The following is a 231-nucleotide window of genomic DNA, read 5'->3' as shown; positions in this document are numbered from 1 at the left end:
ATTTAAACGTAGAATTACCCGAATATGGAAAAAGTTATTTAAAAGAAAATGTATTGGAACACTAAAGAAATTATTAAGATGGACATTAGTTTTAGTATTTGGATCAGCAGGTGTACTACATTTTACACATGAAATAAATTTTAGAACGATAGTTCCTGATTATTTACCATTACAAAAGACAGCGGTTCTTTTCACTTGTGTATTTGAAATATTCTTTGTTGTAGATTTATT

Annotated in this window: 1 protein-coding gene; it reads left to right on the top strand. The window is 26.8% G+C overall.

Annotation, left to right across the window (positions count from 1 at the left end):
- Positions 1-52: 52 nt before the first annotated feature.
- Positions 53-231, top strand: a 179-nt coding sequence (locus Q4528_RS16530) for a DoxX family protein (RefSeq protein ID WP_512701012.1), incomplete at its 3' end; no start/stop codon positions are given.

Source organism: Staphylococcus pasteuri, assembly GCF_030547725.1.
GTDB classification, from domain to species: Bacteria; Bacillota; Bacilli; order Staphylococcales; family Staphylococcaceae; genus Staphylococcus; species Staphylococcus pasteuri.
This window is presented reverse-complemented; position numbering and strand designations above follow the sequence as displayed.